Source organism: Rhodopirellula sp. J20-39 (assembly GCF_057365095.1).
The window spans coordinates 1602378-1627057 of the sequence record NZ_CP195123.1; the positions used below are offsets into that span (position 1 = coordinate 1602378).

At 54.5% G+C, this 24680-nt stretch carries 16 protein-coding genes and 1 pseudogene; 8 read left to right on the forward strand and 9 right to left on the reverse strand.

Going from position 1 to position 24680, the window contains the following annotated elements; all coding sequences use genetic code 11:
* Positions 1 to 2: 2 nt before the first annotated feature.
* From ACR3ZL_RS05785 to ACR3ZL_RS05795, 3 genes are all read right to left on the reverse strand, one after another.
* Positions 3 to 1142, reverse strand: coding sequence for a leucine-rich repeat domain-containing protein (locus ACR3ZL_RS05785; RefSeq protein WP_473648833.1), 1140 nt, complete (start codon positions 1140 to 1142; stop codon positions 3 to 5).
* Positions 1143 to 1305: 163 nt separating this feature from the next.
* Positions 1306 to 2712 (reverse strand): Gfo/Idh/MocA family protein, encoded by a 1407-nt coding sequence (locus ACR3ZL_RS05790; protein WP_486173270.1) that lies wholly within the window; start codon positions 2710 to 2712, stop codon positions 1306 to 1308.
* Positions 2713 to 3146: 434 nt separating this feature from the next.
* The gene (locus tag ACR3ZL_RS05795) at positions 3147 to 4136 is read right to left on the reverse strand and encodes an adenosine kinase (protein ID WP_473648831.1); all 990 of its coding nucleotides are present in this window, start codon (positions 4134 to 4136) and stop codon (positions 3147 to 3149) included.
* 236 nt (positions 4137 to 4372) lie between these two features.
* Here ACR3ZL_RS05795 and ACR3ZL_RS05800 point away from each other — a divergent pair, with 236 nt between their 5' ends.
* A complete protein-coding gene (locus tag ACR3ZL_RS05800; protein ID WP_473648830.1) occupies positions 4373 to 5785 on the forward strand; it encodes a hypothetical protein in 1413 nt (470 codons plus the stop codon).
* Entirely contained in the window at positions 5782 to 7113 is a 1332-nt protein-coding gene (locus tag ACR3ZL_RS05805; RefSeq protein ID WP_473648829.1) for a hypothetical protein, read from the forward strand. The genes ACR3ZL_RS05800 and ACR3ZL_RS05805 overlap by 4 nt, the downstream gene beginning before the upstream one ends.
* Positions 7114 to 7169: 56 nt before the next feature.
* Here ACR3ZL_RS05805 and ACR3ZL_RS05810 read toward each other — a convergent pair whose 3' ends face one another.
* Both ACR3ZL_RS05810 and ACR3ZL_RS05815 read right to left on the reverse strand, forming a co-directional pair.
* Positions 7170 to 7994 carry a hypothetical protein gene (locus ACR3ZL_RS05810; protein WP_486173271.1) on the reverse strand — a complete coding sequence of 275 codons (825 nt, stop codon included), beginning with the start codon at positions 7992 to 7994 and terminating at the stop codon, positions 7170 to 7172.
* A 10-nt stretch (positions 7995 to 8004) separates the two neighbouring features.
* Positions 8005 to 8640: a MotA/TolQ/ExbB proton channel family protein gene (locus ACR3ZL_RS05815; RefSeq protein WP_473648826.1), complete on the reverse strand. Its 636-nt coding sequence runs from the start codon at positions 8638 to 8640 to the stop codon at positions 8005 to 8007.
* A 323-nt stretch (positions 8641 to 8963) separates the two neighbouring features.
* Here ACR3ZL_RS05815 and ACR3ZL_RS05820 point away from each other — a divergent pair, with 323 nt between their 5' ends.
* The 4 genes from ACR3ZL_RS05820 to ACR3ZL_RS05835 all read left to right on the forward strand — a co-directional run bounded on the left by ACR3ZL_RS05820 (position 8964) and on the right by ACR3ZL_RS05835 (position 16454).
* Complete coding sequence (locus tag ACR3ZL_RS05820; protein ID WP_486173272.1) at positions 8964 to 10385, forward strand: glucose-6-phosphate isomerase; 1422 nt, start codon at positions 8964 to 8966, stop codon at positions 10383 to 10385.
* Positions 10386 to 10598: 213 nt separating this feature from the next.
* Positions 10599 to 12257, forward strand: coding sequence for a putative transporter (locus ACR3ZL_RS05825; RefSeq protein ID WP_473648824.1), 1659 nt, complete (start codon positions 10599 to 10601; stop codon positions 12255 to 12257).
* A 406-nt stretch (positions 12258 to 12663) separates the two neighbouring features.
* The gene (locus ACR3ZL_RS05830; RefSeq protein WP_473653395.1) at positions 12664 to 14355 is read left to right on the forward strand and encodes an ABC transporter permease subunit; all 1692 of its coding nucleotides are present in this window, start codon (positions 12664 to 12666) and stop codon (positions 14353 to 14355) included.
* A 197-nt stretch (positions 14356 to 14552) separates the two neighbouring features.
* Positions 14553 to 16454 (forward strand): ABC transporter ATP-binding protein, encoded by a 1902-nt coding sequence (locus tag ACR3ZL_RS05835; RefSeq protein WP_486173273.1) that lies wholly within the window; start codon positions 14553 to 14555, stop codon positions 16452 to 16454.
* Positions 16455 to 16516: 62 nt separating this feature from the next.
* Here the strand turns inward: ACR3ZL_RS05835 and ACR3ZL_RS05840 are convergent, their stop codons facing one another.
* The 3 genes from ACR3ZL_RS05840 to kdsB form a co-directional block, all read right to left on the reverse strand.
* Positions 16517 to 17668, reverse strand: coding sequence for a hypothetical protein (locus tag ACR3ZL_RS05840; protein ID WP_473648822.1), 1152 nt, complete (start codon positions 17666 to 17668; stop codon positions 16517 to 16519).
* 101 nt (positions 17669 to 17769) lie between these two features.
* Positions 17770 to 18486: a 3-keto-disaccharide hydrolase gene (locus tag ACR3ZL_RS05845; protein ID WP_473648821.1), complete on the reverse strand. Its 717-nt coding sequence runs from the start codon at positions 18484 to 18486 to the stop codon at positions 17770 to 17772.
* A gap of 252 nt (positions 18487 to 18738) precedes the next feature.
* On the reverse strand, positions 18739 to 19491 hold the full coding sequence (gene kdsB / locus ACR3ZL_RS05850) for a 3-deoxy-manno-octulosonate cytidylyltransferase (RefSeq protein WP_473648820.1): 753 nt from the start codon (positions 19489 to 19491) through the stop codon (positions 18739 to 18741).
* 231 nt (positions 19492 to 19722) lie between these two features.
* Between kdsB and ACR3ZL_RS05855 the strand changes: the two genes are divergently transcribed.
* On the forward strand, positions 19723 to 21339 hold the full coding sequence (locus ACR3ZL_RS05855; RefSeq protein ID WP_486173568.1) for a permease: 1617 nt from the start codon (positions 19723 to 19725) through the stop codon (positions 21337 to 21339).
* Between the two features lie 17 nt (positions 21340 to 21356).
* Here the strand turns inward: ACR3ZL_RS05855 and ACR3ZL_RS05860 are convergent.
* Positions 21357 to 22271 (reverse strand): annotated as a pseudogene (locus ACR3ZL_RS05860) (GGDEF domain-containing protein); the annotation flags it as partial.
* Between the two features lie 327 nt (positions 22272 to 22598).
* Here ACR3ZL_RS05860 and ACR3ZL_RS05865 point away from each other — a divergent pair.
* Positions 22599 to 24638, forward strand: coding sequence for a hypothetical protein (locus tag ACR3ZL_RS05865; protein WP_473648819.1), 2040 nt, complete (start codon positions 22599 to 22601; stop codon positions 24636 to 24638).
* Positions 24639 to 24680: the final 42 nt, after the last annotated feature.

The following is a 24680-nucleotide window of genomic DNA, read 5'->3' on the forward strand; positions in this document are numbered from 1 at the left end:
CACTACTGTCCGGCGATGTACTTAAGCTGGATGTTGGTTTCGGGAAGTGATTTTTGAAGTGACTCGACGCCCTCGGCCGTGACTGCGGTACGCGTGACCTTAAGGTCCTTAAGTGTGGTAAGACCCTGTAAGTGTTCTAGTCCGGAATCCGTGATCAAGGTCGAGCCGAGATGCAAAAACGTCAGCTTGTTCAGATCGGTTAGATAGGGCATGCCAGCATCGGAGAGCCTTGTGTTATCCAGGTTTAGCCACTGCAGGTTGGTCAGTTTGCGAACCGGCTTGATTCCTTCGTCGGAGATATTCAATCGCCACACATTTAGCTTGCGAAGGGTGGTTACCTCAGCCAAGGGTGGCATCGCTTCGTCCAAGATTTGCGAGCATTCGCTTAGGTCCAACTCTTCGAGCTGGGTCAGCTTGGGAAGGGATTTCATTCCCTCGGTGCCGATGCCTGTACCGGAAATTCGTAACTTCTTGAGGTTCGGGAATTCGGCCAGCAACCCGATTGCGTCGTCGCCGATCGTCGTGCCCGCCATGTAGAGTTCTTGTAGGTTCTTCAGTCCGGTGATTTCGGCTAGGCCATCCTCACTGACCCATAGGAAATCAACGGCCAGGACTTTCAGGTTGGATAGTTTCGCGACGTGTTCCATGCCGTCATCGCCAACATCGCAGGCACCGCTTTTTCCCGAAAGTCGTAGGGCTTTTAGCTTCGCCAATCCCTCCAGTGGAGCAAGTCCGTCGTCGGTGATCGCGCAGTCACGAAGGTCGAGGTTTTCGAGGGTAGAGATTTTGCCGACCGCCGTCATGGCGGCGTCCGTCACGGGCGTTCCGCTTAGCAGTAGTGAGCGAAGTCGTGGCAACGTATAGAGCGAGTTCAAATCGTTGTCTTGAACCTCTGTGCCCCGCAGATCGACTTCGATGATCGATCCGTTACCGTCTTGACGCGTTTTCGCCGACAGCGACTGGAGTGCTTCGACGGTATCGGCAGGATCTGTAGGTGTCACCGAAGACTTGGTATCCGCCGGGGCGGTCACCTTAGTATCGGATTGTGCGCCGTCCGGTTCGGCAACCCGTGAATTGCAACCCAGTGAGAGTGTCAGACAACAGACGCTGATACCAGCGAAAACCAAAAATGAATGTCGCAACGAAAAACTCGTGTGTAGGTGGGTGGCCAAAGGTGGCGTCAAGAATAGCCCAGCCGGTTTGCACGGACAAACGAGCGTCGTGCAAACATTGGGCAATACAGTGTCGATTTATAGGCGACCCGAAGATCGCCGTCATGTTGGGAATCGTTGGGAGCGGACCGTATTAAGCGATCACTTCCCAACCTTCGCGATACTCCTTGCGCAGATATTGATCCGCTTCGGGGCAATTGGTCGCTTGGATCTTCTCGCCGTTCCAATCCAGTTTCTTGCCAGTGCGGAACGCAACGTTTCCAAGCAAGACAGATTCGGTTAGGGTGCCGGAATAGTCGAAATTACATGTGGTGGGCGTGCCTTCTTTGCAAGCCTTAATCCACTCGGCGTGATGGCCAATTGAGTTTTCGATTGTTTGGGGCGGTGGCTGGAAGTCCGCAAACTTCTCTTTGGGGAATAGCTTGTACTTGTTGTAGTCAGCAAACATGCTGCCTTCGCTGCCGACGAACATCACGCCGCTGCCGGGGACGCGTTGTCCGGCGACGGTTTTAGGAGTGTGTTGTCCGTCGTACCAAGTAAGGTCGACCGGTGGCATCTCGCCTCGAGCTGGGAACTTGTAGCGTACGATCAAACCCAAAGGGCAGGTTTCGGGATGCAACTCTGGGCCTTCCGCTTCGCATGAAATCGGGTGGTGTAAATCCAGTGCCCAAAATGGCAAGTCCATGTAGTGGCAACCCATGTCACCGAGCGTTCCTTGCCCGAAGTCCCACCAACGTCGCCACTGCGCGGGGTGGTAACGACCGGCAGCGTAGGGACGCTTGGGAGCAGGACCGAGCCAAAGGTCCCAGTCTAAGAATTCCGGTACAGGATCTGGCTTGGTGGGCAATTCGCCTCCACCCCAACCTTTGCCGACCCAAACGTGCACTTCTTTGATATCGCCGATTATGCCTGCTTGGACGATCTCGACAACGCGACGGTAGTTGTCGCCAGCGTGAATCTGAGTTCCCATTTGGGTTGCCACGCCCATCTTCTTAGCGGCGGTCGCGATGATACGCGCTTCTTCAATTGTGTGGGTTAGTGGCTTTTCACAATAGCAATGCAGACCAGCGTTGATGGCACGGATCGCCGCCGGGGCATGATGATGATCCGCAGTGGCAATCACAATCGCATCGGCATTGTCCGCTTCTTGGCTGATCATTTCGCGATAGTCCGAATAGGTCTTCGCGTCTGGGAACTGGTTCGATGCCCGGCCTAGATAGTTTGCGTCGACATCGCAAAGTCCAACGATGTCTTGTGACTGGATTCCTTCGATGTTGGCGCTTGCACGGTTCGCGGTGCCTACGCAAAGAATTTTAAGCTTGTCGTTGGCTGAAGAGCTGGGCGCGGCTGAAGCACTGCTCCAGAAACCGACCGAAAGAGCGAGGCCGGCAGAGCTCTTTAGTGCGGCGCGACGACTGGAACGCTGCCCCGCTGTTGCCAAAACTGGCTTGGCCGAAGGTGCCGAATCTTCAGTCGAAGATGTGTTTGGGGAGGAGATCGGAGTGGAGGGATTCGGCATTGCTGCGATTGCCTTTGTCATGGGAGGGAGTTGAGGTGAGGCCTCCGATTGTAACTAAATCCTTTGACTGAGGTGTTCTTCAACCTGCGTACCGACTGGTTGCCCCCGTGTAAGCATGTTTGGGGCATTCATTCCGGCAACCAAAAAATCGGTAGGCTGAATTTCTTACTTCCGGGACTGCAGAAACCAAGAATCGAGTTAACTGCGTCTCAATAGATGAACGCGGCAAAAAGGGGCGGCTGGCTAACCCCCAACACAATCGGCGGCCTGTCCCAATTGCCTCCAGTGCAACTTGCCTCCAGCATAACTTGCTGCCAACGCAGCTAGCCTGAGAAGCCACTGCTGGGGGGCAACTGGCACCAAATGCAACTGGCCCCGAACGTTCGTTCGAGGCCAGAGCGGGTGATCGTGATGTGGGTAGCACTTCGCTACATGGCAACGTCTAGCAAATTTGCTCAGACGGTCGTGAACTGTTTCATTTCTTCGGCGGAAAACGAGGTCGCCAATCGAGCACCCAATTGCCCGACAACGCGAGCGGCCGCATGCGACGCGAGGTGACCTGCTTGGTGCCATGATAAGCCATTGGTGATTCCATAGAGAATCCCTCCGGCATACATGTCACCTGCACCTGTGGTGTCGATCGCCTTCACGCTGACGCCTTCGATCGGAATGGCTTCGCCGCCGTGCATCAAGATGGATCCTTTTTCGCCTAGAGTCATGGCCACGTTTTCGGCTGACTCATGAATCTTGTTCGCACACGCGATCGGATCTTCCAGACCGGTTAAGCTGCGAGCCTCTTCTTCGTTGCAGAAGAACAAATCAACTGGGCCACGAATCATGTCCCAGATTTCCTCACGCATCATGTTGACCAAGAACGGGTCTGATGCAGTGAATGCGATCTTGATGTTATTCTTGACGGCCAAGTCCATCGCCCGATAGGCGGCAGCCTTGGTGTCTTCGCCGGTGAATAGGTAGCCTTCGATGTAGATGTATTTGGCGTTTTGGATGGCGGCTTCGTCAATGTCGACTTCGGAAAGCTTGGCTGACGCACCCAGGTTGGTGAGCATGGTTCGCTGCGCATCTTCGGTAATCAAGACGGCGCAGGTTCCTGTGGGAGCATCAGGCAGCGGGTCGACATCAATCGTCACGCCTAGATTGCGAAGGTCTTCCAAGAAGAATTTGCCGGTGTCGTCATCGCCGATCTTGCCAACGAATGCTGCTTTGCCACCAAAATCCGCTACCGCAGCAACCGTGTTGGCGGCGGATCCGCCGGCGCAACGATTCAGTGAGGGAAGATCGAAGTTGCTTAGCACGGCTGCTTGGCGATCATCGTCGACCAGGGTCATGATGCCTTTGTCAAACGCGAGTTTGGCCAACAAGGCGTCGTCGACCTGAGCTTGAATATCAACGAGGGCGTTGCCGACGGCGTAAACATCGTGAGACATGTTGCAATATTATGGGGCGAAAGGAGATGGGGCAGTGGAAGTTCGGGGATCCTAACACAGGCATTCGGCACGGCGTAGGCGACGAAAAAAGTCGATCTTCAGGCATGGGGCGCCGGTCGATCTTTTCTCGCACTGGGGAAACATGCACGTTGACGTGCAGGTATCACCTGGGTAGTATAGAGAACTCCCCAAATGCCGGGTTTCGACTCGGTCTCACCTTCCCCCCGGATTTTCATATGTGCGAATCCTCCTGCCCTTCGAAGGCCTTTTTGGCGAAGAAAATCGCGTGTTTACTCGGTAGTTGGCTTTGCTTGATCTTGCTGGTCGTGGAAGGCCCTACATCGGCGCTAGCCAACGGGTTTGAGAAACCGCCAATCGATTACCTCAACACCGTCGTGCACGACCCCGTCGCAAAACTTGCCGAAAAGTTGGCAGCCGGGAAAGTGGAGCTCGCTTTTGATGACCAGCACGGCTATCTACCCGCGGTCCTGGAAGCACTCGACGTGCCGACCAGTTCGCAAATGTTGGTGTTCTCGAAAACCAGTTTGCAATTAAACCGAATATCTCCACGACGCCCTCGATCGCTCTTTTTCAACGATGACGTTTACATCGGGTATTGCCAGCAAGGCGACGTGTTGGAGTTTGCGGCGAATGATCCCAATCAGGGAGCCACCTTCTACACGCTGGCTAATTCTGAACCGCAAGCGGATCTCAAGTTTGTTCGGGACCGTGGCGGGTGTCTTTCCTGTCACGCTTCCAGTCGCACCCAAAACGTACCTGGGTATTTGGTGCGAAGCGTCTTTGCCGATGCAGCGGGACGACCCAAGTTCGGCAGCGGTACCTATACGACGGATCATACCAGTGATTTCAAAGAACGTTGGGGCGGTTGGTATGTCACTGGAAAACACGGTGAGATGCGACACATGGGAAATGTGATCAGCAAAGGGGATGACCAAGAGTTGGACCGTGAAAGCGGAGCCAACCGAATGGACCTGAGCAATTCGCTTCGGATTGATAGCTTTCTGACGCCACATAGCGATATCGTGGCGTTAATGGTGCTGGAACATCAGACTCAGATGCATAACGCGATCACGGCCGCCAATTATGAAACTCGCCAAGCATTGCATCAGTCCTATCAAATGAATGAGCTACTTGAACGTCCGGCGGGACACATCAGTGACAGTGCTCAACGTCGAATCGATTCATCGGTAGATAAGGTGTTGAAGTATCTACTGTTTTGCGATGAGTTTCCGTTGACCAGTCCGGTCAGCGGGTCGAGTGATTTCGAAAAGGAGTTTCAGGCTAGAGGTCGTCAGGACTCTCAAGGCAGATCTCTCCGGGACTTCGACTTGCAAACAAGGATGTTTCGCTATCCATGTAGCTATCTGATCTACAACGATTCCTTTCTCGCCCTGCCTGACGAAGTGCGATCGCGGATTGTGGCGAAATTGACATCCATTCTGGAAGAGCAAGACGAGTCGCCTGAATACGCTCACTTGGTTCCCGAAACACGCACGGAGATTCTGGAAATCCTGCGGCAAACACATCCGCTGTTCCAGGCCGAAGATCGCACCGCATCAATGCCAACGAACTTGTTTGAGGCGGGCGATACAGCCGGGAAGTTGTTGGGCATTCAGGCCGTCCGATGACGAGCCGTCAACACCTGTTGTCTCAACCTAGATGTGTACTTATCGCGTTTTTAGTCGGGACGCTTACGACGTTGCTGACTCCCGGTGTGGCCGCAGCACAGGTGCCGGTGGACATCGAAGCGGATCCAATTCGTTACAGCGATACGGAGCCAAGGAATCGTGTCACCGAATTGATCGAGAGAATTCAGGCGGGCGATACAATACTGAAGGCGGACGGTGTCACCGGTTACCTGGAATCGTTGCTCAACGAATTAAATGTGCCGTCGAGTAGCCAGACGCTGGTGTTTTCCAAAACGAGCATGCAGGTCCGCTACATCTCTCGCCGTAATCCGCGTGCGATCTACTTCAACGATGACACCTATGTGGGCTGGGTTCGTGGTGCACCGGTGATTGAGTTTTCAACCTTTGATCCAAAACTGGGAGCTGCGTTTTATACCCTAGATGCTCGGCCTGGATCATCTTTGCAAGGTGGTGTTAATTCGGATGGTGTGGCTGCCGGATCGGCGGTGATTCGGCAAGCGAAGTATGAATGCCTTTCGTGTCATGCGACCAGCATGACTCAAGGCGTTCCGGGGCATGTCGTCCGCAGTGTGGTACCTGATTTTGACGGTAGCATTGCTGCACAGCGTGAATCGTATGTGACCGATCATACCAGCCCTTTTTCGGAGCGTTGGGGCGGTTGGTACGTGACCGGCAAACACGGCTCAATGACTCACATGGGTAACGCGTTTTTGAAGGGTGGACGACTGGATACATCCACCAGCGGCAACAGGTTAAGTCTTCGCGACGAGTTTGCTACATTCGATTACTTGTCGCCGTACAGCGACATTGTGGCATTGATGGTTTTGGAACACCAAACGCAGATGCATAATTTGATGACCCGAGCGAACTTCTTGGTTCGTCGTCGAGTTGCTGAATTTGCCAACTTCGAACCGACGGCGGAAGCGAGCAAAGAGTTTGAGGCCGAATTGCAGTTGCACGCTCGCGATTTGATCGATGGTTTGCTGTTTCGCAATGAAACAAAACTGCATGAGCCTATCAAAGGCTCTTTTCTTTTCACGCATGAGTTCACACAACGCGGTCCGCAAGACACAAAAGGTCGGTCGTTGAGAGAATTTGATCTGCAATCACGGATATTCAGATATCCTTGTAGCTATCTGATTCACGGCGAGGCGTTTGCGAATTTGCATCCGCGGTTGCGACCGGTTGTGATTTCGCGTTTGCAACGGGTGCTGAGCGACGGTTTGGATTCCGATCGTTATCCCCACCTGGATCAAGAAACAAAAACCGCCATCACCGAGATCTTGCAAGACACAGGCGTGTTGTAAGTCAGGCTTCGAGTGATTGCGTACGCGGTCGTTTGGCAACGACATTCAGTGATAGATCAGTCGTTTGAAATCGGATCCGGTGTTGCGCCTAGTACGGTGTATTCGAACCGTGATTCCGGTGTATCGCTACGTAAGCGTTCGAGCGTTTGGGGCATCGCGTCGATCAATGGTTGGTAAACGCCGGCAACGCTTTGCGGATCGAAAGAGACCAACAGAATGACCAAACCTTTGGGCTGCGGGAATTGTTTGTAAGCGGCAAACAATCGCTCGGCGACTTCGGCGGTCCGCTCCGCTTGTGAACCTGCTTCTAAGCGAAAGCTTTCGTTGCTATCGCCCGCGTGAATGTGAATGGCTTTCGCATCGTCGGCGTGAACGGTCCATATTTCCGCTCGTTTGAGCAATTCGGCATGGCCAATTAGAAAGCGAATGACGGCATCGGGTTCGCCTTGAGCTAACTTGGATGCTCGGGCCAATGCATCTTCGACGGGGTTGTCTGATTTCGTTTCGCCAGAAAGCGGCATTTGTGTGATCGCGGACTCGTCGACTTGAAAGTACTTTGCGATCAAGTCCATCGCCAATTGCACGTCGGCTAGCTTTGTTTCTGACTGGTCGATCGCTTCGTCACGATCCGCGCGAGCTTGATCCCGCTGGATGTTCAGCTGTTTTTGTTCGGCTTGCATCGCTTGCCGGATCCCCGCCAGTTCGGAACGTTCCATCGCGACTTGTTCGACCAATTTGCGACGTTCCGTCTCCAGTGAAGCGTATTGCCGCTGGGATGTTTCGCGAACATCCAAGAACTGTGCAAAGACGATAATCAGCAACAGATCCATCAGCGGAGTCAGCGGAAATCGCACACGTCGGATTGCCCACAACATGTTCATGTTTGGTTGCTCACGATTGAGGGCTGGCGGAATCGGTTGTTGTCAATTCTCGTTTCACCTTGGCGGCCATCTCGCGAACATCCATGCGGTTTTCGGATAGCCTCGCGAAAGCGGGTTCGACCAGACTTCCAATGAACATCAAAAGGATTGCGGCAACCAGTCCTGCAAACGTACTCCAGATCGCGTCGCCGAATCGGGTGACGATCACACTGACAGACGCTTGGTCGTCAGCCGCGAGCGCCGCACCGATGGCAAGAATCGTCCCGAGCACGCCCGCGAGTGGATAGGCTTCGATCATGGTGCGGGCGACATTCCACGCGGTCTCGAATCGCAACGATTGAAGGTAGTCGCGTCGCTCATCTAGGATCTTGACGCGTTGTGCAAGCGTGACACGGTCAGCGGATTCAGGGGGCTGGGACATCACGTCGCTGATATCCGCTAGGAAGGCCTCAATTTGATCCGAAAGGTGGGTGTTGAAATCCATTCGGCTGCGGTGGGGCAGTCCATCAGTGAACCGTTCCAGTGATTGAGCAATTCGCCGTCGATCGGCCTTTGCCCAGCCAGCGAGAACGACAAAAGCGACCACGTGAACGACTGCCGCAATGACAATCGCGAGCGTCGAATACGATGAGATCCATTCCAACATGACAATCCGGTTTGGTTTGTGGCAGCGAGTCACTTGATTCTGGGTGAAGCCCGACTGAATCGCAAGGGAAGGTGCTGGAATCGCAATCGAGGTTGAGACTGGGGGCGTGCGATGTGGCGTTGGCTGGTTATGCTTTGCGGTCCTATCTGACCGATGTCTTTCCGTTGTCTGGCCGCTGGGGCTGGCCGCTGGGTCTGGCCGCTGGGACGCCGAGTTTTTTGGCGAATTGTTTGGCGGCCTATTCGAACGGAAACGACCCCGTCAAACGATCTGGTTTGGCTTTTTATCCTGATTCTTGCTACTGCTGTCCACGAGACCTTCTTATGTCGATGCTGCGATTCGACGCATCCGGTTCGATGCATCCTGAATACGGCGTCACCCAGGATCAGCTCGATTCGCTAGCGGGGCGTCTTGGCGAAATCGGTGCTGGCTTTGATGAAGGCTTTTACCGGTTGCCTGAGCAATTGTTGGAAGCTTATGCCAGAGAAAGAGAACGTTCGGAATTGGGGCGTATTTTTCAGGTTGCCAATGGACTTCACGAGCACCTGGATGCCGTGGTGGTATTAGGTTCGAGCGAAGCAACCCTTTGCAATCAAGCGATTATCCAAGCGTGTTGCGATCCGTATCACAACGAGCTTTCTCGCGCATCGCGAGGCAGTAAACCTCGGATGTATTTCGCGGGCAACGATTTTGATAACGACGCTGCCGACTCGCTAACTAAGCGTTTGCATGCGAACACTGATAGCGTTACAGAAGCGGAGGGACGCTACGCGATTGTTTTGATTAGCCAGAGTGGCGATCCATCAGAATTGGCGGTCGCGTCTAGACATTTCTTGGCAAATTTGCCGGTTCACTTGGGTGAGCAGTCTGGTGTCTGGTCGCCGAGATTGGTGATCCCGGTTACGGGGCCTGGCGGGAAGCTAGGTGGTCTGGCGGCGACGCTGGGTTGTCGGCAGGCATTTGCGATTCCGGAAACAATCGAGAGTCGATTCAGTGCGTTATCGCACGTCGGTTTGTTGCCCGCCGCGTTCTTGGGATTGGATTGTATGAAGTTGCTGGAAGGAGCAGCGGCGATGAACGCACATTTTCAATCAACGTCTTATGAATCCAATATGGTGATGCAGTACGTTGCAGTGAATCATCTTTTAGCAAAGAGGTGTGGGCTTTCGTCGCAGCGTCGTTGTACGCCAATGCGAGTTTTGAACGTATGGAGCCAAGCTTTGCGGGTGATCGGAGACTGGTATGCGGGAATGCATTCGGCATGTTTGCAAGGCGATTCGGCTTCGCGACGCGATGTTAGTGAAATAGCGTGTTCGCCTGCGATCAAGGTGCAGGCTTGCCCACGTTATCACGGTGTCGTTCGTCAGTCAGATTGCGACCGGATTAATATCGCGGCAGCGACGGATCCTCTAGCGATTTTTACCTCGTCAACCGATGGCGAATCGTCGATTCATCAACCTTGCTTGCATACTAATTTGATAGTTGATTCATGGCGGACCGACACGTTGACCGTTGGTGAATCGATTGAAAACCACGATGGTTTAGCAGAATTCGCTGGCAGCACCATTCCGGAGTTAATGACCCGGGCGATTCAGGAAAGCAAGGATGCTTTGCATGCTGCTGGGCATCCGACATTTGATATCACGATGCCCCGAATTGACACTTTTGTACTGGGGCAGTTGATGCAAATGTGGATGATCGCCTCCGTGGTAGAGCGACGGCTTTTTTTGTCGGAATCTGAATGATTCCGCGGTAGTGATGGAGGGCACGCAACGATTGATGTTCTTCAGAAATTCTTGGGTTGTGAATGTTCCGGCATCTGTGTCTTGGGGATGATGGTTGCGCGTTTCGATCAGCTCGGGTTCCGCTCAAGGCGTGGAGTTTGGACAATCAATCTTGGCATATATAAACGCGTGGTCAGCTTCGTTGACCTAGCCCCTTTTTTTGGTTGATGGATCGTGGACCCAGTCACATTTACGATTTTGGTGTTGGTCAGTGTTGCCGTCGGCGGGCTGTTGATCGGCGGTGTTCGCATTCGCAAGATTGGCTTGGGATCAGCGGGGGTTTTGTTCGTTGGCATTGTGGCGGGTCACTTCATATCGGCCAGCGATCGGGTGATGATCGAGCCGGAGGTTGCGCACTTTGCGAAAGAGTTCGGCTTGGTGCTGTTCGTCTTCACGATCGGTTTGCAGCTTGGACCGGGGATTGTTCAGCTTTGGCGAGAACAAGGCTTGCTGTTAAACGGGATGGCGTTCGCGGTCGTGTTTCTGGGCGTGATGTTGGTTCTGTTTTTTCAGTCCGTTTTGGATTTGCCCGCTTTCGCCGCCGGCGGTTTGATGACCGGAGCGACCACGAACACGCCGTCGCTAGGTGCCGCACAACAAGCGGCGGCGACGGTAGCACCGGGTTCGCCAGATTTGGGGATGTTGGCATCGGCGTACGCGGTGGCGTATCCCGGTGGCATCTTGGGGATCATCGCCAGCATGCTGATCTTAAAATCGGTCTTCAAAATCAACTTGGATGAGGAAGTTGAAAATGCCAAGAGTCAATCGGACCAAGCCAGCGAACCGATCATTCGAAGAGCGATCGAAGTCGATAACGAACATTTGGCGGATCACGCGTTTGGCAAAATTCCAGGTCTCGAAGAAACCGGGGTGCGTATTTCCCGAGTGAAGCCGGTGGGTGGCGAGTCCGTGGCAGTGGCGACGGATGAGACCGTCTTGCACCCAGGCGATGTGATTCAGGTGGTTGGTACGGAGGCGGGGTTGAACCGTTTTGAGCCGTTGATCGGTCGGCCTTCGAACTTGGACCTGATGAAGATGACCGGCAATGCCAGTTTTCGTCGTATCGTCGTGACCGAAGCGGCTGCGATCAATCGGCCGCTTCGGGACTTCTCGATCGATCATCTTTATAACGCCACGATCACGCGGATCATTCGATCGGGAATCGAAATGCCCGCTCGCGGATCCACCCGCTTGCATTATGGGGATATCGTGCACGTCGTGGGCGATGAGTCTGCGTTGGAGCAAGTCACCGCTTTGTTTGGCAATTCGGTCAAGATGCTAAACGAGACCCAGTTCGCCCCTGTATTTTTGGGCATCGCGATCGGCGTGTTGTTGGGGATGATCCCGTTGCAGATTCCCGGGGTACCGTTCCCGGTCAAGTTGGGTTTGGCCGGTGGTCCTTTGATCGCGGCGATTGTGTTCAGCTTACTAGGGAAACTTGGCAAGTTTGTCTGGCATATTCCGTACTCGGCAAACTTGGCGTTGCGTGAGTTGGGCATCATTTTGTTTTTGGCCAGTGCAGGTCTAACCGCCGGGAAAACGTTCTTCGCGGTCGCGCTGACCAGCCAAGGCGTGTTGTGGATGGCGGCGGGGTTGTTTGTCACGATGGTGCCGCTATTGGTCGTTGGCGTCATAGGGCGTTGGTTGTTCAAAGTGAACTTTTTGACGCTGTGTGGGGTGATGGCGGGCAGCATGACGGACCCCCCCGCTCTGGCGTTCGCCAGTTCACTTCGCGAATCGTCTGCCACCGCGACGGGATATGCCGCGGTTTATCCGCTGACCATGGTGATGCGAATTGTCGCCGCCCAGACAGTGATTTATCTGCTGGTTTAATCCTCCGTTCAGCTAGTCTCGGCTCTGGAAATGTGCTGGCTTGGGGAACAATGTGGCGATCCGGGAATATCGATCGCTGCGAAGGCGTCGTCGCGAGGGCGGCTGGCGGGAAGTGTCCTGTCAAAAGACAAGTTTTTCGGCAAACCAAACGGGGTCACGCTGCGTAGCTTGGGACTCGCACCCAATTTCTGGTGCAATATCCGTCTTTTTATCGCTTGTCCCGTTCCCTTTTCCTGAGTCACCGAGCATGACCGCTGGTCCACTGCCTGAAATCGGCCTTTCCCCGCTAGAGGGTCTGTCCTCCGTGATTTCGCCCGCTCAACTTTCGAATCCGTTGGGGGCGATTGACCCGCTGGGATTTGCTGGCCATTTGAGCTTGGTAGACCAATTCGGGATTGTCGGGCAGATGGGGAAGTGGTTGCCGGTCTTTTCGACCCCGCTTTGGGTGCTGTCGATGGGCTTGGTCTTGGGGGTCGTCGCTGTGGCGATCATCTACGGCGTTTTGTCGTTGCTGTCGTTCGTGCCTGGGTTGGGCAATTTGGCTGATTCGCCTAAACGCGGTATCACCTTTTCGTTGATCGCGGGAGCGATTTTCTCGGCACTGTTGTGCATGTTCTATCTGCCTCAGGGCGGTGATGACCGAGAGCTGTTGCTGTTGCCGTTGATCACCATCGGCGTTGGGTTGGGCTTTGGCTTGATCTACGGATTGTGGCACCGAACCCGCAGCGAATGGTTCTCGATCTTAGGTGAAGGCGTTGTGCCTTACCTGCTTTGCACGTTTGGCGTGTTCGCTGCACTAGGGTTGGCGCTGACACCGTTTGTCGACGAGGCAGAGGAGATCCTGGCAAGTGTGCCTTCGGTGAATGTGGTGGGTGACGGGACCCGTGTTGAAGTTGCGAAGATTGCACCTGCGTCGTCGGATGAGCCTGAATTCTTGCCAGCCAACATTCAGTACAACTTCCGCAATGTGGCCGAGCTTCGAATTGAAAGTGACAAGAAGGTCTTCCTTTCTGATTCGGACAACCCAGCGGCATTCAGCCGAGCACCTGTAACGGTCAACCCCGGTAGCAGCGAGGCAGTGACCTATCGCTATCAAGATCGCGAGAAACCACCGATCCCAGGTGATCCAGGCAAGCTGCATATCTACAACCAAGAAATTGACGAAGCGAACGTGGTCTTCACGTTCAAGAACTCGCCGCAAGTACCTCAGGCGTCGTCGATCGTCTTTACCGCCATCATTTTCTTCCTGACCATGACCGCGATCATGGCAGTACGCCAAGCGGCACCACGCGTTTGGGCGTTGGCGTTGTCGACGGCTAAAAACGAAATGGCACAGCCGCTGTATCTGCTGTTGTTGGCGATCGGGATCTTTGGCATTTTGCTGTTTGGGATCTTTCCCTTTAACACGCTCGGTGACGACATCCGGCTGCTCAAAGACAGTGGCGTGACGTTGATCATGGTGCTCGGGATGTTGCTGGCGGTTTGGAGCGCAGGGACTTCGGTTAGCGATGAAATCGAGGGACGAACTGCACTGACCGTGCTTTCCAAACCAGTGAGCCGTCGGTCGTTCATTTTGGGCAAGTACACCGGGATCATGTTGAGTGTGCTGGTATTGTTCGTGATTTTGTCGGCAGTGTTGTTGGTCGTGCTTTCATACAAGCCGATTTACGATGCTCGCGAAACGAGTAAGCAGACCCCGGCGTGGGAAGTTGGGCATGAAGAGATCATGACAACGCTTCCGGTATTGGGCCTGTACTTCATGGAGACAATGGCGATCGGTGGAATCGCGGTGGCATTGGCGACGCGGCTGCCGTTGTTGGCTAACTTCATCACCTGTTTTGCAATCTATGTGATCGGAAACCTAACCAGTCCGCTGGTGGTGTCGGCGAAGCAGAATCCGGAGCTTGTCGGCTTTGTGGGGAAACTGATTGCGGTGGTGGTCCCCAACCTCAACTCGTTCAACGTCCAATCCGCTGTCGATGCCGGTAACGCGGTGCCGCTTATTTACCTCGCTGGTGCGTTCAACTACTTGGTTGTTTTCGTGATTGCGGTGTGGATGCTAGCGATGTTGTTGTTCGAGGATCGCGATTTAGCTTAGAATGGGCTGGTTGGATTGAATTAAACTAGCAACCTGATAGCGATCTGTTCGCGAGGAGATCTCAAGGCGTTCAATCTTCCTGAACGCTTAGGGTTGGGATGTAATTTTCATTCCCGCTACTCGTGGACATTGAATCAAGGGCATCAAAATGACGTACTTGTCCGCGTCGCTCACTTCCACCTTAGAGGCGTTCGCTGGTGAATCGTTTTGCTACCCTGAGCCAACCCCGTAGCGAGGCCACCAAAAGCAGGGCCGGTTTCCATTGGTTTTGGGCAACAGTTGCGGGTTTGTTCGTTCCGGTCATGTTCGTCCTCTTTGGCGTCGTGGCGGAACTGATTGATGTTGGTGGAATCCGAGTCAGCACCGTGCGACTGGGAACCTATCTGGGCGTGCCGTTGCCGGTTAGTTTCGTCAGTCAAGACAGTTTCACCCAGCTCACTGAATTGGTGCTGGTTGCGTTAGCAATTACGGCATGTTTCTGCTTAGCGATTTGGTTGAATCGGCGATCGTCGGACCGACTCACTCGAGGTGTTGTTCGGTCGCTGCACCAACGGATGTTCCAGCAGAGTTTGCGACGGGCGGAGATCGAAGGCGCTGCTGCCCAGCGAATTCGGGCGGCCCAGTTGATCGGTAAAGAACTGCCTGAGCTTGGGATCGGTTTGTCGCTTTGGTACCGCGTGGTTCCTCGCAGCATCTTTATGTTGGTTGGCTGCGTCGTGTTGGCGCTGATGGTTAACGTTTGGCTTGCCTTGTTGGCGGTCATTAGTGGCGCCGCGATTTGGAAGCTTTATGGTCGGCTGCGAAATCCAACTTGGTTGGAACTCTCGCGATTTGAAATTCCGGAAATCCGCGAACGGCTGATCAACTTAATCGGTGACGCGCCGATGATGGCACGGCTGCAAGCAGGACGACAAGCTGATCAAGCGTACGATGCCGAATTGGAGTCACTGGATCGACGGTTGGCGGGTGACGATGCTCGACGAGGCCGGTTGTGGCCTATTTTGATGTTCGCTGGAAGTGTGGCCATCGCAGTACTCGTAATGGGACTGGGTGCGAACATCTTGTCGGAAGAGGTCGCTGACGGCGGCGTGGATCACTATGGTTTGAGTCTGCCGGCATCGTTGGTGTTGGGGCTGGCTTTGGCCGGAGCCGCGTTTTCGGCGAGCCGTTTGAATGAATTGGCGAGGCAACTTCGACGCAGTAGCCGTGCTTGCGAAGAGATTTATCTCTACCTGCAACACAATGACGATGGTGCGCCTAGCGAACAGCGAGTCGGTTTGGCTGGCTTGCGAGAGTCGGTCGATATGCAAAACATCTCCTTAAAGGATTCGTCCGGCAAGGCAATTTTGAACAACCTGAGTCTGTCGTTGCGACCGAAGTCGTTGGTCGCATTCTTGGGATCCGACGAGTTGTCGACGCGATCTTTGGTGGAGTTGTTGATGGGCTTCGGTCGGCCTAGCAATGGTATGTTACAGATCGATGGCATCAACATCCGCGACGTCCATCCCAAGGCGTTGGCCAAGCAAGTGATGTGGATTGCGCCAGACGGTCCGTTGTGGGAAGGGACGATCACGGACAACTTGATGTCCGGGTTGGATCAAAGTGTTGACAAGCGGGACATGGTCAACGTGCTGGAAGCACTTGGTTTGTACGAGCGGATTACGCGGCTGAGTGATGGTTTAGATACAATTGTCGGGCCAATTGCAGAGTCTCGTGTGGGGCAGACGGGGCAAACTGCAGGTGGAAGTCTCGGAACGCCGGATGGTTTGTCGATCAGTGCTCGTTACACGCTGGGCCTCGCTCGGGCGCTGTTGCATCGTCCGGCGATCGTGCTGGTCAAAGAGCCACCAGCACCGACTGAACATCTCAATGACGACCCATGTTTGAAGGCAATGCGCCGATTGGCTGATCTGGGATCGTTGGTTGTTGTGCTGCCCAACCGTTTACAAACGATGCGGCAATGCGACCGCGTTGTCTTGCTCAATGGCCCTAATTTGGTTGGCGAGGGGAAGCATGCCGAGTTGTTGAACTCAAGCGATTTGTATCGCCACCTAAATTACTTGTTGTTCAACCCATATCGGCATCGGGCAACCCACTGATACGCTCTCAACTGATTAAGTTAGAGCGGTTTTGAGCCAGGTTTTGGTGGTGTCTTCGGAGATCATCTTGCGGATCGTCGCCAGATGAATCCATCCAGAACGTAGTGGGTTATCTGCGGTACGGCGAGCAGCGGCGCTAACCATGCGTCGACGTCCCAAGAAGTCGATTGAGTGCCCAGCCAGGCAAACAGCCACTCGTGGCGTTGCCCACTGCCGCGATCCCAAAGCAATTCTTCGGCATAAGCGAGTACCCAGATGGCGCCGAGGAATAGCGACACTCGACCGGCGGTGGTTCGCCACCGGGAAGTGGTTGCCAGTGGCGGTGGTTGTAGTTCGTGCGTGACGTTGTCGAGCTTGCTGGATGTCGGTGTTGAGCGATGCCAGCGATACCAGTAGATGAGCACCATGTAAGGCACGCCGTGAATGATCACATTGGTTACGGTGAACGCGTAATCGGAATTAAGTGAGATGATTCCGACGTACCAACAAATTGCCGTCGTTAGCACGACCAAATCTTTGCCAGGGTTCCATCGATTCTGGCGAATTCCCCGCCACAGTGCGCGAATTGCATAGGTCGCCAACGCAATCCAGTAGATCGGTTCTAGCACTGTGGCAACGAGCGGAGGTAGATGAAAGAAATCACCTTCGGTAAACCAGTGAAAGTGCCGTGGCGGCGACGCATGCCAGTAAACCAGCGGGTACAGCGTTGCCAAATAGATTGCCGTTGTGTCCACCCACCAACCGGTTGGGTCGGTTTCACCGGACGAAAGGCTCGATGATACGAGTTGATTTTCTTTGGATCGGTACAGCGACACCCATCCGTATTGTTGACGGACAAAGTGGAAGACCGCGAGGTACGCCAGTACACTCCAAAATAGCAGTTGCCCTTCGCTGTAAACGGCGATCCCGATTGCGAACGCTAAGATGGGCGTCAGTCCGTAGAGCCACGGGCGGCGGCGTAGTTCCGCAAGATTGAAATAGGTGCGGAAGCCGGTCGCATAGACGTGAGCTACATCGATCAACAGGATCGCACCGATCCAAGTCCAACCCGGCGTGTCGTCATGCAACACACCCAGTGCGGCACCAAGCGGCAGCATCGCCAACGCGACCAAGGCGCTGCCGCCAAAGGTAAGCAGGTCCACCCGTGGTGAAAATAAAAAAGGCATCTGGTTCGGTTGGGCTGGTGCCGCCTCGATTCCAGATGCCTGATTCATTTCGGTCTTCCTGTTTGTCTGCGTTTCCTGCGGATTTTCACGGGAATGTCAGACGGTGACTCGTACCGCGATCGTCATTGTATCGCGATTGACATGGTCGCCTACAGTTCGCGAATGCGAATGTTGCGATAGGAAACTTCGTCGTTGTGGTCTTGCAGGCAGATGTGGCCCGAGGTTGCTTCTCCGAAGCCTTCCCACTTACCGAATTTTGACTTAGCCACTCGATTGTTCCAGTCTTCACTTCCCTTAACGAACTCGCTGTAAAGGACTCCGTTCATCGTGATTTGGCATTTCTCGGGAGTGATCAAAACGCGGAGTTTATTCCACTGACCCACTGGCTTGGTCGCATCGATTTCGGCTGGGTACAACTGGTAAAGCCAGCCGCACTTTTGTGGATCGTGTCCGCCCTTGTGGTCTTGGATTTGGATTTCTGGACCCGTGAAATAGGGCTGTTTATCGGTTTCGACGACATGGAACATGATTCCACTGTTGGCCGCTGGAGTCACCTTGAACTCAAGTTCCAGTTCGAAGGCGGCGAACTTGTCTTTGGTGATCAGGTTTTCGCCACGTGCTTGATCGCCTTGATCCGCTTTGGAAATACAGGTCAGTGCGCCGTCTTCCACTTTCCAGCCAGTCGTGATGGAATCGTGGCCGTATTCACGCCAAGCGTCGGTCGATTCGCCATCGAAAAGAGTTTTCCATTCGCCAGCCTGAGCCGTAGCCTGCTCGGCTGAGACGGTGGCCGAGTTCGCTATCGCTGCGACGGTTAACGAGCAGACGCTAGCGGCTTTGAGTAGTTGTCGAATCGTTAAATTCATAGGTGGGGTTCCAATCAAGGGTAGGGATCCTATCAGTGAAGGATCAGAAGGTGGGAATCTTGCAGAAGCGAAGATTGTAGTCAGTCGGAAGGCAAATGTGTGCCCCGGGTAGTTGCGACGCAATTTGCCGATTGAATCTTAGTTGCAAGGATCGCTGGTCGCGAATCCGGTCGCCGTTCAGTGGACAAAACGAAGGCGGCAAATAGGAGAGGAGGTGGAGGTCAATCGGTCGGTAGCCGGAAGCACGATGCTCTATTCGTTTTCAACACGAGCTACGAATTCGCGGAAGTCTTCCAGAGTGTCGATACCGGGCGGGGAAGCTTCGATGGCGGTAACGACGATGGTTTTACCGGCTTCGATGGCACGCAGTTGTTCGAGTTTTTCCAGTTGCTCTAAGCGTCCAGGCGGCTGGGTGGCAAACCAGAGCAAGAAGTCCCTGCGGTAAGCATACAAGCCGATGTGTTGCCAAAAGATGGGTGGATTCGCATTCAGGTCCGCTGGGGTAACTCCATCGCGGACATGCGGCACTGCGGCCCGACTGAATAGAATCGCTCGGTCGTTCGTACCCATGACCACTTTCACACAAGCCGGATCGTTTAGTTTGGGTTCGTGAGTAATTGGGCATGCCGCAGTGGCGATATCCGCGTCGGGGCGTGCCGCCAACAGACCGGCGACGGCGTCAATGGTTGCTGGTGAAATCTCCGGTTCATCACCTTGCACGTTGACAAATAGATCAACGTCACTGTGCATGAGAGCGATTTCCGCCAGCCGATCGGTTCCGCTTTGGCAATCCACACTGGTCAGTCGTGCTTCGCCGCCAAAGGAATCGACCTCGGCGACGATCCGGGGATCGTCGGTGGCTACCAAAATGGAATCCGTGAGTGCGGAACCTTGAGCAGCTTCGTAGGTATGCTGCAAGATCGATTTCCCGGCTGCGCGGAGGAGCAGTTTTTCGCTCAGTCGACTTGATGCGAGTCGAGCGGGAATCACGATCATGGTCTTCATCGGGCTTGCTTTCGTGCAGGGGGAATGTGGGTTAGGCTGTTCGAGCCCTGGATTGCCTGGAACGATATCATACGAGGTTTGCCCGTGTCCGAAATGACTCCCCCCAGCAACTTAGATAGGTCGGATTCGGGCGGAAGCACAATGTTCAGCGGCGGCATCCACAACGGTGATCGTTCGCCATCGGGCCTGTGGTGGGCGACCAAGGGCGACATCAACGCCTTTTTCGGCTTGATGCTAGATAACCTAGCCGGGCTGCTTTTGATGGTGGCTTTGTTGGCCGGGTTTGGATTGCCGGCTTCCTTTTCGGTGACCCACATGGTTCCCGGTACCGCGTTGGGCGTGATGCTGGGTGACTTGGCATTCTTTTTTTTGGCATTGCGATTTGCCAAGCGAGTCGGCCGCACCGATGTGACTGCCATGCCACTGGGGCTGGACACGCCTTCCACGTTCGGCATGACTCTATTGGTTTTGGGGCCTGCCTTCATGGCTGCACGCCGGGACGGCATGGACGTTGAAGCGGCTTGCATGCACACCTGGCACATTGGCATCTGGTGTTCCATCTTCAGCGGAGCGGTGAAGTTGACGCTGGCACCGTTCGGGCAGTTAGTGCGCCGGGTTGTGCCTCGAGCCGGGTTGCTCGGATCGCTCGCAGCGGTGGCGTTGGTGCTGATCAGCTTCTTTCCGCTGACTCACATCCTTGGTTCGCCACTGCCCGGCATGTTGGCGATGGTGATCGTATTAGGAACGTTAATTGGACATGTCGAATTACCCGGTCGCACACCAGGCACATTGGGAGCGTTGATCGTTGCTGGCGTCGCCTATTACATCATGTGCGGTCTAGGGATCGTCGGGTATGAGTTCCCTGCGGCCGAATCGGTGCGCTGGTTTCCGACGGAGTGGCTTGGCAGTTATTCGTTTGGGTGGATGGATGCGTTCCCTTACGCGTTGCCTTACCTACCTTTTGTTTTACCGTTCGCGTTGACCACGGTGGTGGGCGGGATTGATTGCACCGAGAGCGCCGCATCGGCGGGTGACGAATACGACACCCGAGCGATCATTGGTATCGAAGCGATCGCGACATTGATCGCTGGGTTGTCAGGCGGGGTCATTCAAACGACACCATACATTGGTCACCCCGCGTATAAAGCGATGGGTGGGCGTGCTGCATATACGTTGGCAACGGCGATCTTGATTGGGACCGCGGGGGTGGTAGGCTATTTTGCCTGGCTCAACGCTTGGATTCCCGCACCGGTGGTGTACCCCATTTTGGTATTTGTGGGGCTTGAGATTACTTCACAAACTTTCTTGGCAACGCCCAAACGTCACTACGCCGCGGTGGCTATTGCTTGTCTGCCTGCGTTAGCCTATTTGGCAATGAGCTTACCCAACCGAATTTTTGGCGATGGCTTGATGTTAGGTCAGGGTGTGACGGCAGTGGATCTAGAAGGCGGTGCCCTGCGAGATGATTTGCAGACACTGCGGATGCTCAGCAACGGCTTCATCGTTACCGGATTGCTGTGGGCATGGATGCTAGCATCCATGATTGACAAGAAGCTTAACGTTGCCGCTGGAGTTTTATTCCTGGCCGCAGGGCTCACGTTTTTCGGCATCATGCACTCGCCCATTGCTGGGAACCGTATTTTCGTTCCCTTCTTGGCTAGCGAAGGTAGTTCGCTCTGGTTACCTGCCGCATCGATACCCGAAGTGATGGAGTACGTCGCTGGCTATGGGATCACGGGTGTATTCGTGTTGGTTTGGCAGTTCGTGACACCGAGTGCTGCTGGTGCCGCATCGTCCCGTGCAACGCCTCTTAAATGTGAAGAGGGTGGTGTAGGCGAGGTCGAATGATAAACCTGGTTTCGACCATTGTGCTTCGCGTTATATAAGGCGTCATCCGCTAAAGACGCGGCAGTGGTCCAGGGACGAGTAATGTCCACCAGGGCGAGACCAATGCTGATGGTCACGGTCACGTCTTGATCTTCGAATTGCCACGTGTGGGTTTCGACTCGCTGCCGCAGTTGTTCCATTGCTTGGAAAGCAGTCGTGCGGTTCAGGCCAGGCATCAGCACTGCAAATTCTTCACCACCAAGTCGTGCAACGTGGGCGAACGATTTCAGTTGGCTTTGCATGATTTTGGCCAATTGACGCAATACATGGTCGCCGTAAGCGTGGCCGTAATTGTCGTTGAGTTGTTTGAAGTTATCGACATCGATCATGCCGAAATACATCAAGTCGTTCGATGCCGCCATGTCACGAAAGCACTCGTCGAATTGACGGCGATTAGGTAGGCCGGTTAAGAAGTCGGTTTGGGCTTCGGCCGCGAAGCCCAGCATTTTTCGATGGCGGGCGACGGCGTATCGTAGGACTCGATAAAGAATCGTGCCGCTGACGGAATTTTTGCAGATGAAATCTTGGGCACCCGTTTCGACAGCTAATAGGCCAAGCTCTTCGTCTTGGTGTCCGGTAAGAATGACGATCGGCAACCGAGCGTCGACCGCACGCAACGAATGCAGTGAATCGATGCCTTCACCGTCGGGCAAGTTTAAATCGAGTAATGCAACGTCAAAGGACTCCGACAGCATTCGTTCGGTAGCGGCCGATAGGCTATCCACTCGATCGACGGTGAAAATGCTGCAGTCAGGCTTTCGGATGAGTCGCTCGATTAAAAGCGCATCGGTATCGGTATCTTCAATCAGCAAGACTCGAATTTTGGTTGAATTAGCTTGGTTCATACAGATATTCGAATCGTTTGGCGAAGAGCGAGATACAAAGTGGTGCATCAATTCAGTACATGACCTCGGTATGTAAACCTAAGTTGCGTTTTGCGGCGCTGGGCCAATTCGAGTGACTTAATTTGGGGCTTCCAAAATGGGCAAACCGAAGTGTCTAAGCCAAGTGTCGCTGTAGCTACCCTAATCGTTTCAACCGGCACGACGTTGACCGCAAAGGTTCACAAGAAAAAAAATTCGCCTCAAGAAACATTGACCATTCGTCGGTCGAGACGTTCACTTGCACCGGAAGCCATCTTGCGCTGACGTGGGGAATCCCACCGAGGGCGTTTGGCTTGCCGTTTATGCTTAGTGACGCCCACTGATTTGGAATGGTTGATGCCTGCCCACTCGAGACGACGAAATCTGTTAGCCGTGCTTGCTGCTGCCGTGGTGAGTTCCTCGGTCGCTGCATCCTCCGCTTCGGCGTGTTGTCTGACGGACTGGATGTACGGTCGGCAGCCAGCTTACGCCGCTGCTCCGCCGGTGCCGATCACGAACGGGACGCCGTACGCCGCCGGCTATGGCGGCTACTCCGCAGGCTACGCACCTTACACTGCTGGCTACACGCCTTTGCTGACCGGAGCTACGACTAGCCCAGTGTTGCCATTGGCTGGTACTAGCGTCTATTCCACGCCGCCTGCTTATTCCGTGCAGCGTCCAGCTTATGGAGCAGTACCCTTAGACAACCCTTCGGTTTACACGGGGATGCCCGTGGTAAGCGGTTATCGTGGAACGGCGACGACCAGCAATTCGTTCTATGGAACGGGCAACGTCTATCCTAATAGCTATTCTGCAACCGCACCGTCGGTGACAGCGTTGCGTCCGGCGACGGCGCCAGTGGTTTCGGGCTATCGCACGCCAGTTCGTTCGGGATTGGCTCGGTTTTTCGATTCCTTGTTGGGCACCGGCTATCGAACATCATATTACAACGCTCCGATTACCTACTATCGCCCAACCACTTCCGTGGATCCGATCACTGGCACCACGGTGACAGTCCAGCAGCCTTGTGCTTCAAGCGTTCAGCAACTCCAACGCACTCCCTTTGCAACCTTCGACCCGATGACGGGTGGGGTTCCCACTTCGCCAGTGGCGCCCTGCGGAGCGACGGGATGTGGGAATGATCTGTATGGTGCGTCGCCGATTCCAAGCACTAGCTATCCCAGCACAACGATGCCGTCAACGATCGATTCTTATGGAAACACGAGCGGTGCCTTCGGTGGCGGTGTAAGCGGTGGCGATTACCAGCCGCTCTCGCCTCCTACCTTGCCCTCGGAATCCTATTCCGGTTCGGCACCCGCGTTATCGGGACGGCCTGACCTGACCGTGCCCTATCCGCAAATGGATTTGCCGTTATCCAGTGACTACGGTTCGGCCTATTCGGGGTCAACCTATTCCGATTCGACATTTTCCGGGCCGGGTTCGAATCTGAGTCCATTGACGGGCAGTTCAGACCGGGTGACTTCGCCTTCGGACCGTGCTCCAGTGGAAGCACCAGAATTGGGGAACGCTCGTTCGGCGTCGCCAAACGTAGATCCCAACGAGGTTTACCGAAAGGGTTACGAAGCCGGGCGTGCGGCGATGGAACAGCAGCAACGTGAAAGCTCTCGCTACCCTGAGACCGACTACCGATATGACTCGGGTCGTGACAGCGACGATCGCTATGACACTCGGTCCAGCGATAATGACCTCAGTCGTACCGATTCGTCGGGATCCGCTCGCGATAATCAGGACTCGTATCAAGACGAACGTCCGCCTGTGCGATCCCACTATCAGCTTGATCCACCGTCCAACGGTCGATCGTCCACGCCCTATCGACCCTCCACCGAAGATCGGCAACCCGCTGAGGATTCGCTGCAGCGAAGTCGTTATGAGATTGAGCGGGATCAACGCGACCTGCGTGAGTTGACGACGGGGATGCAGCCCAGTCGCGAACCTGCAAACCTAAATGGGCAGGGGCAACAAGGCGAACAGTGGCATCGAGTACGCCCGATCCCCGCGCCGGACAACTATCGCAATCCATTTGACTCAACGACGCAAACTGCGTTGCGTGGCAACACAAATGTGGTCACGCCACCGAGCTATCAGAATGAAACCAGTCGTGCGTCCGGTAATGGTCAATTGCACGCTCCCGATTTGTTACCAGCGTTACCGTCGCCGGAATCGATGATACAGCGTCAAGGTTATGACCAGCCAACGCGTTGGTCGCCATCGACGGGGCAGCGCTTGAGCGTTCCGGTTCGGGAAGCATCGATGCAGGAAACGAGCTACCGTGGTTCGTCAGTTGATAAGCAACCCGAACCGACCCGAGCGAATGCTTGGAAGGATCAAGTGCGACAACAAAGTCAAGAATCCGGTTGGTATTCCAAAGACCGGTAGCCTGTAATCTTTCGGTGTTCTTTAACCGTTGCGAACCGGCCG

Excerpts from the sequence above, each read along its gene's own strand:
- ACR3ZL_RS05810 (WP_486173271.1), bottom strand. The coding sequence starts at position 7,994 with ATGAACATGTTGTGGGCAATCCGACGTGTGCGATTTCCGCTGACTCCG.
- ACR3ZL_RS05795 (WP_473648831.1), bottom strand. The coding sequence starts at position 4,136 with ATGTCTCACGATGTTTACGCCGTCGGCAACGCCCTCGTTGATATTCAA.
- kdsB (WP_473648820.1), bottom strand. The coding sequence starts at position 19,491 with ATGAAGACCATGATCGTGATTCCCGCTCGACTCGCATCAAGTCGACTG.
- ACR3ZL_RS05865 (WP_473648819.1), top strand. The coding sequence starts at position 22,599 with ATGCCTGCCCACTCGAGACGACGAAATCTGTTAGCCGTGCTTGCTGCT.
- ACR3ZL_RS05840 (WP_473648822.1), bottom strand. The coding sequence starts at position 17,668 with ATGAATCAGGCATCTGGAATCGAGGCGGCACCAGCCCAACCGAACCAG.
- ACR3ZL_RS05805 (WP_473648829.1), top strand. The coding sequence starts at position 5,782 with ATGACGAGCCGTCAACACCTGTTGTCTCAACCTAGATGTGTACTTATC.
- ACR3ZL_RS05820 (WP_486173272.1), top strand. The coding sequence starts at position 8,964 with ATGTCGATGCTGCGATTCGACGCATCCGGTTCGATGCATCCTGAATAC.
- ACR3ZL_RS05815 (WP_473648826.1), bottom strand. The coding sequence starts at position 8,640 with ATGTTGGAATGGATCTCATCGTATTCGACGCTCGCGATTGTCATTGCG.
- ACR3ZL_RS05800 (WP_473648830.1), top strand. The coding sequence starts at position 4,373 with ATGTGCGAATCCTCCTGCCCTTCGAAGGCCTTTTTGGCGAAGAAAATC.
- ACR3ZL_RS05790 (WP_486173270.1), bottom strand. The coding sequence starts at position 2,712 with ATGACAAAGGCAATCGCAGCAATGCCGAATCCCTCCACTCCGATCTCC.
- ACR3ZL_RS05855 (WP_486173568.1), top strand. The coding sequence starts at position 19,723 with ATGCTAGATAACCTAGCCGGGCTGCTTTTGATGGTGGCTTTGTTGGCC.
- ACR3ZL_RS05845 (WP_473648821.1), bottom strand. The coding sequence starts at position 18,486 with ATGAATTTAACGATTCGACAACTACTCAAAGCCGCTAGCGTCTGCTCG.
- ACR3ZL_RS05830 (WP_473653395.1), top strand. The coding sequence starts at position 12,664 with ATGGGGAAGTGGTTGCCGGTCTTTTCGACCCCGCTTTGGGTGCTGTCG.